The organism is Streptomyces sp. MnatMP-M17 (assembly GCF_900091995.1).
Lineage (GTDB): Bacteria > Actinomycetota > Actinomycetes > Streptomycetales > Streptomycetaceae > Streptomyces.
On record NZ_FMDK01000419.1, the window covers coordinates 1 to 11,880 of the forward strand.

Consider the following 11,880-nt stretch of genomic DNA (forward strand, 5'->3'; position numbering starts at 1 on the left):
GGCTTCCGCTTCTCGGCGGAGGTCGACCTGCCTGAGAAGCGAGCCGCTCTCATGGTCCGCGACCGTGCTCATCGCGACCTGCTCTGAACGATCCGCCGCGTCACCCACACCGTTCAATTGCCTTACCTGCACCGCTCGATCCCCATCGGTTCCATCCCGAGGAGTCCTTGTGCCGAAGTCACCTGCCACCCATGACTCCCCTGCCGTCCACGACGCCACCGCCGTCCACGACTCCCTCAACGCTCCCGACTCGCCAGCCGCTCCCGATTCCTCGGCCGCTCCCGGCTCCACCACCGCCGGCTCCGCCGCCCTCACTCCGCTGTTCTCGCCGCCCGAGCTGAACGCCCGGTCCTGGGACCGGGCGGCCGGCCGTCTCCTCGCCAAACTCCTCGGCGAATTCGCGTACGAGCAGATCATCGAGCCCGCGCCCGTCCCCGGCGCCGCCGACGGCCGGTACGCCCTCACACTCGACAACGGAGAAACGTTCACCTTCCGCGCCACACGCGGTGCCTACGGCGACTGGCGCGTCGAACCGGGCTCCGTCGAGTACCGGAACCAGCCCTTCACCGACCCGCTCTGCTTCCTGCCGCTCGCCAGAGGGCTGCTCGGACTCGACGGCGAGACCCTCGGCCATCTCGTCCGCGAACTCACCACGACGCTCGCCGCCGACGCCAGACTCGACCACACCGCCCTCACCGCCGCGCGCCTCGCCGATCTCGACTACGCCGACCTCGAAGGACACCAGACCGGCCATCCCTGGATCGTCCTCAACAAGGGCCGCGTCGGCTTCTCCGCCACCGACGCCGCGCGCTGGGCGCCCGAGGCCCGTACTCCGGCCCTGCTCCCCTGGATCGCGGTCAGCACCGCCCTCGCCACCTACCGCGGCGTCTCCGCGCTGCGCACGCCAGACCTGCTCTACGGCCGCGAACTCGACTCCGCCGTCCGCGAGCGCTTCGACTCCGTCCTCCGGGACCGCGGCCTCGATCCCGCCGCCTATCTCTACCTCCCCGTGCATCCCTGGCAGTGGGAGGAGATCCTGCTCCCGCTCTACGCGCCCGCCATAGCCCGGGGAGCGATCGTTCCGCTTCCCACCGACGGCGATCTACGGCTGCCGCAGCAGTCCATCCGTACCTTCCTGAACATCGCACGTCCCGACCGGCACACGGTCAAACTGCCCTTGTCCATCCTCAACACCCTCGTCTGGCGCGGACTCCCGACCGAGCGCACGCTCGCGGCGCCCGCCGTCACCGCGTGGGTCCATGGAATACGGGACGCCGATGCCTTCCTGCGCGACGAGTGCGGTGTCATCCTGCTCGGCGAAGTCGCCTCCGTAACGGTCGAGCACCCGCTCTACGATCACCTCCCGGAGGTTCCGTACCAGTACAAGGAACTGCTCGGCGCGATCTGGCGCGAGCCCCTCCAGACCCGGCTCGCCACCGGTGAGCGCGCCCGTACGCTCGCCTCCCTCATCCATACGGATCCCGAGGGCAGAGCGTTCACCGCCGAGCTCGTCGCCCGTTCCGGTCTGCCGCCCGCCCGCTGGCTCCAGCGGCTCTTCTCGGCGCTGCTGCCGCCTCTGCTGCACTTCCTCTACCGCTACGGAACGGTCTTCTCGCCGCACGGCGAGAACGCCATCGTCGTCTTCGACGACCAGGACGTCCCGGTACGGCTGGCGATCAAGGACTTCGTCGACGATGTGAACATCAGTGCCCAGCCGCTGCCCGAGCACGACGCGATGCCCGCGGATGTGAAGGACGTCCTCCTTACCGAGGAGCCGTCCTTCCTCATCCAGTTCATCCATTCAGGGCTCTTCGTCGGCGTCTTCCGCTATCTGGCACCGCTGTGCGAGGACCAACTCGGGCTGCCGGAGAGGGAGTTCTGGTCCCTCGTACGGGCGGAGATCCTGCGCCACCAGGCCCGGTTCCCGGAGCTGAAGCAGCGCTTCGAGACATTCGACCTGCTCACGCCGCGTATCGAGCGTCTCTGCCTCAACCGCAACCGGCTCCATCTCGACGGTTACCGTGACCGCGCCCACCGGCCGCATGCCGCCGTGCACGGTACGGTTCCCAATCCGCTGGCGGCCGGACGGCAGGACGAGTGATCGCTGTTGTCAGTGGCGACCCGTAGGGTGGTCGGGCTATGACGAAGCCATCACTCCCCGAGCTCCTCCACGCCGCCGTCAGCTCCGTCGGCGGCGTGGAACGGCCAGGCCAGGTCACCATGGCCGAGGCCGTCGCCGAAGCCATCGACGCCCCGTCCCATCTGCTCGTCCAGGCCGGCACCGGCACCGGCAAGTCGCTGGGCTATCTCGTGCCCGCGCTGGCACACGGCGAGCGGGTCGTGGTGGCCACGGCCACCCTGGCGTTGCAGCGCCAGCTCGTGGAGCGTGACCTTCCGCGTACGGTCGACGCACTGCATCCGCTGCTGCGCAGACGTCCGGAATTCGCCATGCTCAAGGGCCGTTCCAACTATCTCTGTTTGCACCGGCTGCGCGAAGGCGTGCCGCAGGACGAGGAGGAGGGCCTCTTCGATCAGTTCGAGGCGGCGGCGCCCAGCAGCAAGCTGGGCCAGGACCTGCTGCGGATGCGGGACTGGGCGGACGAGACCGAGACGGGCGATCGCGACGATCTGACGCCCGGTGTCTCGGACCGTGCCTGGTCCCAGGTCTCCGTCTCGTCCCGGGAGTGCCTGGGCGCCACGAAATGCGCCTACGGCATGGAGTGCTTCGCCGAGCAGGCGCGGGAGCGCGCCAAGCTCGCCGAGGTGGTCGTCACCAACCACGCGCTCCTCGCGATCGACGCCATCGAGGGCGCGCCGGTGCTGCCCGAGCATGAGGTGCTGATCGTCGACGAGGCCCATGAGCTGGTCTCACGGGTCACCGGAGTCGCCACGGGCGAGCTGACTTCCGGACAGGTGCATCGGGCGGTGCGCCGCTCGGCGAAGCTGGTGAACGAGAAGGCGGCGGACGCTCTCCAGACGGCGGCCGAGACCTTCGAGCGGCTGATGGAGCTGGCCCTTCCCGGGCGGCTCGAAGAGATCCCGGAGGATCTCGGCTATGCCCTGATGGCGCTGCGCGACGCGGCCCGTACGGTCATCTCGGCACTGGGCGCGACACGCGACAAGTCCGTACAGGACGAGGACGTCGTACGGAAACAGGCTCTGGCATCCGTCGAGTCCGTCCACGCTGTGGCGGAGCGAATCGCCAACGGCTCGGAGTACGACGTCGTCTGGTACGAGCGGCACGACCGGTTCGGCGCCTCCCTCCGGGTCGCACCGCTCTCGGTGTCGGGACTGCTGCGGGAGAAGCTCTTCGCCGACCGCTCCGTCGTCCTCACCTCCGCCACGCTCAAGCTCGGCGGTGACTTCAACGGAGTGGGCGCCTCGCTCGGTCTGGCGCCGGAAGGCACGGAAGGGGACGACATTCCGCGGTGGAAGGGCATCGATGTCGGCTCGCCCTTCGACTACCGCAAGCAGGGCATCCTCTATGTCGCGCGCCATCTCGCCACACCGGGACGGGAGGGCTCGCGGGGCGACATGATGGATGAGCTGGCCGAGCTGGTGGAGGCGGCGGGCGGCCGTACGCTCGGGCTCTTCTCCTCGATGCGGGCCGCCCAGGCCGCGGCGGAAGAGCTGCGCGGCAGGATGGATGTGCCGATTCTGCTCCAGGGAGAGGAGACGCTCGGCGAGCTGATCAAGGCGTTCGCCGCCGATCCGAGGACCTGTCTGTTCGGCACGCTCTCGCTGTGGCAGGGCGTCGATGTGCCGGGGCCCAGCTCTCAGCTCGTGGTGATGGACCGCATTCCCTTCCCGCGCCCCGATGATCCGCTGATGAGCGCGCGCCAGAAGGCGGTGGAGGAAGCCGGCGGCAATGGGTTTATGGCGGTGGCCGCAACGCATGCCGCCCTGCTCATGGCCCAGGGCGCCGGACGGCTCGTACGGGCGACCGGGGACCGCGGCGTGGTGGCAGTGCTCGATCCGAGGCTGGCCAATGCCCGGTACGGCAGCTTTCTGCGCGCCTCGCTGCCCGATTTCTGGTACACCACTGACCGTGATCAGGTACGGCGGTCCCTCGCGGCGATCGATGCCGTGGCCCAGGCCGCCGGCGAGTAGCTGTCGTACGCACCGGGGGCCTGCTCGTTCAGGGCGTGAAGCAGGCCCCGGGACCGGCGCAGGGAGTCCCGGGGCCCGGTCGGAGCCGGTGGAATCGTCACACCCGGCGCAGGACCGCGACCACCTTGCCGAGGATCGTCGCCTCATCACCGGGGATCGGTTGGTATGCCGCGTTGTGCGGGAGCAGCCAGACATGGCCGTCCTCGCGGCGGAAGCGCTTGACCGTGGCCTCGCCGTCCAGCATCGCGGCGACGATGTCACCGTTCTCCGCGACCGGCTGGCGGCGGACCGTCACCCAGTCACCGTCACAGATCGCGGCCTCGATCATCGAATCGCCGACGACCTTGAGGACGAACAGCTCTCCGTCCCCGACCAACTGGCGGGGGAGCGGGAAGACATCCTCGACCGACTCCTCGGCGAGGATCGGCCCGCCCGCGGCGATCCGGCCGACCAGCGGGACATACGAGGCGGCGGGCTTGCCGGTCGTGTCCGTCTGCTGGGTGCTCGGCTGGTCCGATCCGCGTACCTCGTACGCCCTGGGCCGGTGCGGGTCGCGGCGCAGAAAGCCCTTGCGCTCCAGAGCCATGAGCTGATGGGCGACCGACGAGGTGCTGGAGAGGCCCACGGCCTGGCCGATCTCCCGCATCGAGGGCGGATAGCCGCGCCGCTGGACGGAGTCGCGGATGACCTCGATGACCCTGCGCTGCCGGTCCGTGAGGCCGGAGCTGTCCGCCCTGATTCCGGGAGGCCGGCCGGGCAATGACCGGGTGGGCTTGGGCCCCTCCGGGTTCATGATCGCGTCATTCATGGCATGCACCGGCTCGAGTCGGCTCTGGGAGCGGTCCTGGGCAGTGATGGTGGCGCTGTCTGCGGTGGTGGTCACGTCGGGCCCCTCTCGAAATGTTCTCCCTAGCTGGACAACGGTAGTAGCTTTCGAAAGGTTGCGCCAAACACACGTTCGAGTGAAAAATCGTAGAGCGCCTGTCGTAAGTCTTCGGCTAGGTGTATGGGCCCTGTCTGTGGCCGTACGCGGCCCGCTCGTCACGGTACCGTTCACGGCCGTGCCGCCGTGGTCCGGGGCGCGGTTCGAGTGTTCCACCGGGCGGGCCGGAACCCGCGCCGCCGCGCCCTTCCCGTACCCTCGTGGCCGGTCCGCGCGGCTGCGCGGGACCCGCCTCCGTATACGACACGCGCCAGGGCCTAGGATGCGGTCAAACCCCAGATCTAGTGGTTGGATTGTCGCAGCCGCCCAGAAGTTGTGGTCCCCGGTCTCGGTCGGCCGAGGCCATCGCCTATGCTGGGGGTTGCTTCGAGGGGCTCTTTCCGGGCCCTGACGGGGCTATTCAGTCACGCCGTGAAGGAGGGTTGGGAGCAATGTACTGTCCCTTCTGCAGGCACCCCGACAGCCGTGTCGTCGACAGCCGCACCACCGACGACGGGACGTCGATCCGGCGCCGTCGGCAGTGCCCCGACTGCTCCCGCCGTTTCACGACGGTGGAGACCGCCTCACTGATGGTGATCAAGCGCAGCGGTGTGACTGAGCCCTTCAGCCGTACCAAGGTCATCTCCGGTGTGCGCAAGGCGTGCCAGGGACGGCCGGTCACCGAGGACGCCCTCGCCCAGCTCGGCCAGCGGGTCGAGGAAGCGCTGCGCGCCACCGGAAGCGCCGAGCTGACCACCCACGACGTGGGGCTGGCCATACTCGGCCCACTGCAGGAGCTCGACCTCGTCGCGTACCTGCGCTTCGCATCCGTGTACCGGGCGTTCGACTCGCTCGAAGACTTCGAGGCCGCCATCGCGGAACTGCGCGAGCGGCCTCCCGCAGACAAGTGCGGCGCCGGCGGGACCCACGAGGTCCCCGTGCCCGCCACCGTCGCGGACTGACCGGCCGGTCCCGTCCGGCCGCTCCGCGGCAACCAAGACCTGTCACGGGCGCCCCGCGCGCACCCGAGGCATTTTCGACACACCCCGTGCCACGGGAAGAGCATGGCACTTCAGGGCGTTTTTGTACGTATATGGGAGGCGGCATGACAGAGACGACGAGCGGCCCGGCACGAGGTTCCCGAACCAAGGGGACCAAGGCCGGCAAGGGGCTGCGTATCGAGCGGATCCACACGACACCCGGCGTGCATCCGTACGACGAGGTGGTCTGGGAGCGCCGTGATGTCGTCATGACCAATTGGCGCGACGGCTCGGTCAATTTCGAGCAGCGTGGCGTCGAGTTCCCCGACTTCTGGTCGCTGAACGCGGTCAACATCGTCACCAGCAAGTACTTCCGTGGGGCCGTGGGCACTCCGCAGCGCGAGACCGGTCTGCGGCAGCTCATCGACCGGATCGTGAAGACCTACCGCAAGGCCGGCGAGGACTACCAGTACTTCGCCGCGCCCGCCGACGCCGAGATCTTCGAGCACGAGCTGGCGTACGCCCTTCTGCACCAGGTCTTCAGCTTCAACTCGCCGGTGTGGTTCAACGTCGGCACTCCGCAGCCGCAGCAGGTCTCGGCCTGCTTCATCCTCTCCGTCGACGACTCCATGGACTCGATCCTGGACTGGTACAAGGAAGAGGGGATGATCTTCAAGGGCGGCTCGGGCGCCGGTCTGAACCTCTCCAGGATCCGTTCCTCCAAGGAACTGCTCTCCTCCGGCGGCAATGCCTCGGGCCCGGTCTCCTTCATGCGCGGCGCCGACGCGTCCGCGGGAACGATCAAGTCCGGTGGCGCCACGCGCCGCGCGGCCAAGATGGTCATCCTCGATGTCGACCACCCCGACATCGAGGACTTCATCCAGACCAAGGTCAAGGAAGAGGAGAAGATCCGTGCCCTGCGGGACGCGGGCTTCGACATGGATCTGGGCGGCGACGACATCACGTCCGTCCAGTACCAGAACGCCAACAACTCGGTCCGTGTGAACGACGAGTTCATGAAGGCCGTCGAGAACGGCGACAAGTTCGGGCTGCGCGCCCGGATGACCGGTGATGTCATCGAAGAGGTCGAGGCCAAGGAGCTCTTCCGCAAGATGGCGGAGGCGGCATGGGCCTGTGCCGACCCGGGCATTCAGTACGACGACACGATCAACCGCTGGCACACCTGTCCTGAGTCCGGCCGGATCAACGGCTCGAACCCGTGCAGCGAGTACATGCACCTGGACAACACCTCGTGCAATCTGGCCTCCCTGAACCTGATGAAGTTCCTCAAGGACGACGGCAAGGGCAGCCAGTCCTTCGAGTCCGAGCGCTTCGCCAAGGTCGTCGAGCTGGTCATCACCGCGATGGACATCTCCATCTGCTTCGCGGACTTCCCCACGCAGAAGATCGGTGAGAACACCCGCGCCTTCCGCCAGCTCGGCATCGGCTACGCCAACCTCGGCGCCCTGCTGATGGCCACGGGCCACGCGTACGACTCCGACGGCGGCCGGTCCCTGGCCGGCGCCATCACCTCGCTGATGACGGGCACCTCCTACCGGCGCTCCGCCGAACTGGCCGCGGTCGTCGGTCCGTACGACGGCTATGCCCGCAACGCCGAGCCGCACAAGCGCGTCATGAAGCAGCACTCCGACGCCAACGCCACGGCCGTCCGTATCGACGATCTGGACACCCCGGTCTGGGCCGCCGCCACGGAGGCCTGGCAGGACGTCCTCCGTCTCGGTGAGAAGAACGGCTTCCGCAACGCCCAGGCCTCGGTCATCGCGCCCACCGGCACCATCGGTCTCGCGATGTCCTGCGACACCACCGGGCTGGAGCCCGACCTCGCCCTGGTCAAGTTCAAGAAGCTGGTCGGCGGCGGCTCGATGCAAATCGTCAACGGCACGGTGCCGCAGGCGCTGCGCTGCCTCGGCTATCAGCCGGAGCAGATCGAGGCGATCGTCGCCCATATCGCCGAGCACGGCAATGTGATCGACGCGCCCGGTCTGAAGACCGAGCACTACGAGGTCTTCGACTGCGCGATGGGCGAGCGCTCCATCTCCGCGATGGGCCATGTCCGCATGATGGCGGCCATCCAGCCGTGGATCAGCGGCGCGCTGTCCAAGACGGTGAACCTCCCGGAGAGCGCCACCGTCGAGGATGTCGAAGAGGTCTACTTCGAGGCGTGGAAGATGGGCGTCAAGGCGCTCGCGATCTACCGCGACAACTGCAAGGTCGGGCAGCCGCTCTCCGCGAAGAAGAAGGAGAAGGAGGTGCAGGGGAAGGTCGCGGAGAAGGCCGAGGACACCATCCGCCAGGCGGTGGAGAAGGTCATCGAGTACCGCCCGGTCCGCAAGCGTCTCCCCAAGGGCCGTCCCGGCCTCACCACCTCCTTCACAGTGGGCGGCGCCGAGGGCTATATGACCGCCAACTCCTATCCGGACGACGGTCTCGGCGAGGTCTTCCTCAAGATGTCCAAGCAGGGCTCCACCCTCGCGGGCATGATGGACGCCTTCTCGATCGCCGTCTCGGTCGGTCTTCAGTACGGTGTGCCGCTGGAGACCTATGTCTCCAAGTTCACCAATATGCGGTTCGAGCCGGCCGGTATGACGGACGACCCGGACGTACGGATGGCGCAGTCGATCGTCGACTACATCTTCCGCAGGCTCGCGCTGGACTTCCTGCCCTTCGAGACCCGCTCGGCCCTCGGGATCCACTCGGCCGAGGAGCGCCAGCGCCATCTCGACACCGGTTCTTACGAGCCGTCCCTGGACGACGAGACGCTGGACGCCGAGAGCCTCGTCCAGTCCGCGCCGCGCACACCGGAGCCGCTGAAGGCGGTCTCCGCGGCCGAGGTCGCCGGCCCGGCCGCGATCCCGGCCCCCAAGGAGGCGCACACCTCGGCCGAACTGGTCGAGATGCAACTCGGCATCAGCGCCGACGCACCGCTCTGCTTCTCCTGCGGCACGAAGATGCAGCGGGCGGGATCCTGCTACATCTGCGAGGGATGCGGCTCCACGAGCGGCTGTAGTTGATACCGGCAGTGCCGCCCGGCCTTCGGGCCGGGCGGTGCCGACCGTCGGCGTAGCCCGAGCGATGGTTGGTGAAGGGGATCGGCCGTGGTCGGTCCCCTTTGCCGCGCCACCTTGTTTGTGTCACCGAGCCTGTCAGGCGGTGCCCATCAGGGCGCCGAAGGACTGCGGGTCGGTGTCGAAGCCGCGGACCGCCGTGTGGAACTGCCACGCACCCGAGGAGTCCCGCGTGAATTGCGCGAGAGTCGCCGCGGTGGCGTCAGGGACACCCGTGAAGTCGTGCTTCGCCAGCTCGGTGTATCCCTCCAGAACGCGGAGCTGAGGACCTGCTATGTCGGCGAACGTCCTGCGTCCATGGCGCTGTTGAATGACCACGCCCACCACCACACGGTGATACGCGACCGCCAGCCGGTCCAGCTCCAGTGTCATTTCCTCGTCGGCGCCGAAGCCCTGGCCGGTCTGGCTGTCCCGGTCCAGAGTGATCGTGCCGTCCGGTGAGCGGCTTCCGAAGTGGACCAGATAGGCCGGCTTGTCGCTCGGGTCCTTCGATGTATAAGTCGCCGCGACGATATCGAGATCGTGCGGAGGCGCGCCCAAAGGACTGGGGTCCCATTTGAGCGTGACCTCGACCTTCGCCACTCCTCTGTTGAGACTGCTCACCAGTCTTCCCCCTCTTCGCAACCGGGCCGGATCTCCGGGCCTTGCACGCAAGGCTAGACCGGGGCGCCGACAACGGGCGGCGGGATCTGTCCAGTTGACGCCACGTTGGCCGATACTCGCCGGGCCCCGTGTTCGTACCGCCGAGCCGGGTACGGCGCACTCCGCCGGAGCGTGACCCGCGCCACGCTCCGCGCCGTACGATGGCGCGGTGCTGGTCAAGTGGACGCGCTGCACCGTGGTCGACCGACGAGGTTTTGAACGCGGGCAGCGGAAATGGGCGGGGTTGCTCGGTGAGCCGGGATTCCGGGGGCAGAGCGGGGGCTGGAGCCGGACGAAGCCGGGTGTGGCCCATGTCTTCGCGTTCTGGGAGAGCCGCGCGTTCTACGACTCCTTCATGGCGCGCTCCCACGACCGGCTGGCCGCCGCGCAGTCGGGGACATACAGGGATGTCCAGGCCAAACTGTTCGATTACCGTTTTGATGTGAAGACCGGCTTCGAGCCACGCTTCACCGACGCGGATGTGGTCCGCGTCGCGCACTGCAAGGTCCACGAGGACCGTGTCGAACACTTCGCGCTGATGCAGGAGAAGGTCTGGAATCCCGCGATGGCGGGATCGCCCGGGATGGTGCGCGGACTGTTCGGAGAGGCGCCGGGCCATGAGTTCATCGTGCTCTCGATGTGGCAGTCCGCGGCGGAGCACGGGAAGTACCGGGTCGAACGGGTGGAGCGGCTGACGCTTCGCGCGCAGACGGCGGCGGATGTGGCGGCGCTGGCCGGAGATGTCGTCGATCTCGAATCGACCTGGACGGTGTGACGCATCCCGCGCGCCGGCCAGTGGTACGCCCGCAGGCGCCCGGCGGTCATGTGCCCCGTCGGCACGCCCCGGTCGGCGCCGCTCCCCGGCACCGTTCTAGGGTCGGGTCATGGCACGACCGCGGCGCATCGTCCTTGTCCGGCACGGAGAGTCGGAGGGCAACGCAGATGACACGGTGTACGAACGCGAGCCCGACCATGCCCTGAGACTCACCGAGAAGGGCCGGCGCCAGGCCGAGGAGACCGGTGCCCGGCTGCGCGAGATGTTCGGCCGGGAGCAGGTCAGTGTCTATGTCTCGCCTTATCGACGTACGCATGAGACGTTCCGGGCCTTCGGTCTCGATCCGGAGCTGGTGCGGATAAGGGAGGAGCCACGGCTGCGCGAGCAGGACTGGGGGAACTGGCAGGACCGGGACGACGTACGTCTCCAGAAGAGCTATCGCGACGCCTACGGGCACTTCTTCTACCGGTTCGCGCAGGGCGAGTCGGGCGCCGATGTGTACGACCGGGTCGGCGCCTTCCTGGAGTCCCTGTACCGGAGCTTCGAGGCACCCGACTCGCCGGAGAACGTGCTGCTGGTGACGCATGGACTGACCATGCGGCTGTTCTGTATGCGGTGGTTCCACTGGTCGGTCGCGGAGTTCGAGTCGCTGTCGAACCCGGGCAACGCGGAGACACGGACGCTGCTGCTCGGCGCGGACGGCCGGTACACCCTGGACAGGCCGTTCGAACGCTGGCGCACTCCGGAACCGTACGGCCGCACCGGATAGTACGGGATAGCTCTGGACAGCACCCGATAGAGTGATGGTGCGATGACCGCCTGGACTCTGCGATGACCGCCCGATCCATACCCGCCACGCCCGCCGTACCCGACCGGCGCTATGAACGCGCCCTGGCCAGTCTGCGCGGACTGTCCGTGGGAGACGCGCTGGGCTCTCAGTTCTTCGTACCGTCGAACTATCCCTTGCTGAAGCTGCGGGAGCTGCCGCCCGGCCGCTGGCAGTGGACGGACGACACCGAGATGGGCGCGTCGGTCCTGGCCGTGCTGGGCGCGCTCGGCCGTATCGACCAGGACACGCTCGCGCGCTCCTTCGCCGAGCGCCATGACTTCGACCGTGGTTACGGTCCGGCCGTGAACCGGATGCTCCGGTTGATCCGGGAGGGCGGCGACTGGCGCGAGCTGGCGGCCGGGCTCTTCAACGGCCAGGGCTCGTGGGGCAACGGAGCGGCCATGCGTATCGCGCCGCTGGGCGCCTGGTACGCCGACGACCCGGAACAGGCCACGCACCAGGCCGAGATCTCCGCGTACACCACCCATCAGCACCGTGAGGCCGTGGTGGGCGCGATGGCGGTGGCCGCCGCAGCC

Annotated in this window: 9 protein-coding genes and 1 pseudogene; 8 read left to right on the plus strand and 2 right to left on the minus strand. The window is 68.2% G+C overall.

Annotation, left to right across the window (positions count from 1 at the left end; genetic code table 11):
* The 3 genes and pseudogenes from GA0115259_RS41985 to GA0115259_RS19240 all read left to right on the plus strand — a co-directional run.
* Positions 1-87 (plus strand): annotated as a pseudogene (locus GA0115259_RS41985) (GNAT family N-acetyltransferase); the annotation flags it as partial.
* Positions 88-319: 232 nt separating this feature from the next.
* Positions 320-2,101 carry an IucA/IucC family protein gene (locus tag GA0115259_RS19235; RefSeq protein WP_237540205.1) on the plus strand — a complete coding sequence of 594 codons (1,782 nt, stop codon included), beginning with the start codon at positions 320-322 and terminating at the stop codon, positions 2,099-2,101.
* Positions 2,102-2,139: 38 nt separating this feature from the next.
* Complete coding sequence (locus GA0115259_RS19240; RefSeq protein ID WP_093598541.1) at positions 2,140-4,110, plus strand: ATP-dependent DNA helicase; 1,971 nt, start codon at positions 2,140-2,142, stop codon at positions 4,108-4,110.
* 97 nt (positions 4,111-4,207) lie between these two features.
* Here GA0115259_RS19240 and lexA read toward each other — a convergent pair whose 3' ends face one another.
* On the minus strand, positions 4,208-4,993 hold the full coding sequence (gene lexA / locus GA0115259_RS19245) for a transcriptional repressor LexA (protein ID WP_066946872.1): 786 nt from the start codon (positions 4,991-4,993) through the stop codon (positions 4,208-4,210).
* A 491-nt stretch (positions 4,994-5,484) separates the two neighbouring features.
* Here lexA and nrdR point away from each other — a divergent pair, with 491 nt between their 5' ends.
* Positions 5,485-5,994: a transcriptional regulator NrdR gene (gene nrdR / locus GA0115259_RS19250; RefSeq protein ID WP_093598544.1), complete on the plus strand. Its 510-nt coding sequence runs from the start codon at positions 5,485-5,487 to the stop codon at positions 5,992-5,994.
* Positions 5,995-6,137: 143 nt separating this feature from the next.
* Positions 6,138-9,044 carry a vitamin B12-dependent ribonucleotide reductase gene (locus GA0115259_RS19255; RefSeq protein ID WP_093598556.1) on the plus strand — a complete coding sequence of 969 codons (2,907 nt, stop codon included), beginning with the start codon at positions 6,138-6,140 and terminating at the stop codon, positions 9,042-9,044.
* A 132-nt stretch (positions 9,045-9,176) separates the two neighbouring features.
* Here GA0115259_RS19255 and GA0115259_RS19260 read toward each other — a convergent pair whose 3' ends face one another.
* Positions 9,177-9,752, minus strand: coding sequence for a TerD family protein (locus tag GA0115259_RS19260; RefSeq protein WP_370748175.1), 576 nt, complete (start codon positions 9,750-9,752; stop codon positions 9,177-9,179).
* A gap of 157 nt (positions 9,753-9,909) precedes the next feature.
* Between GA0115259_RS19260 and GA0115259_RS19265 the strand changes: the two genes are divergently transcribed.
* The 3 genes from GA0115259_RS19265 to GA0115259_RS19275 form a co-directional block, all read left to right on the plus strand.
* Positions 9,910-10,515 (plus strand): YdbC family protein, encoded by a 606-nt coding sequence (locus GA0115259_RS19265; RefSeq protein ID WP_093598550.1) that lies wholly within the window; start codon positions 9,910-9,912, stop codon positions 10,513-10,515.
* 109 nt (positions 10,516-10,624) lie between these two features.
* Positions 10,625-11,284 (plus strand): histidine phosphatase family protein, encoded by a 660-nt coding sequence (locus GA0115259_RS19270; protein WP_093598553.1) that lies wholly within the window; start codon positions 10,625-10,627, stop codon positions 11,282-11,284.
* Positions 11,285-11,346: 62 nt separating this feature from the next.
* Positions 11,347-11,880: ADP-ribosylglycohydrolase family protein (locus tag GA0115259_RS19275; protein WP_176732592.1), on the plus strand; the 534-nt coding region annotated here is incomplete at its 3' end.

Bases quoted from the DNA above. Each gene is read 5' to 3' on its own strand.
- GA0115259_RS19255 (WP_093598556.1), top strand. From the start codon at position 6,138: ATGACAGAGACGACGAGCGGCCCGGCACGAGGTTCCCGAACCAAGGGG.
- nrdR (WP_093598544.1), top strand. From the start codon at position 5,485: ATGTACTGTCCCTTCTGCAGGCACCCCGACAGCCGTGTCGTCGACAGC.
- GA0115259_RS19270 (WP_093598553.1), top strand. From the start codon at position 10,625: ATGGCACGACCGCGGCGCATCGTCCTTGTCCGGCACGGAGAGTCGGAG.
- GA0115259_RS19240 (WP_093598541.1), top strand. From the start codon at position 2,140: ATGACGAAGCCATCACTCCCCGAGCTCCTCCACGCCGCCGTCAGCTCC.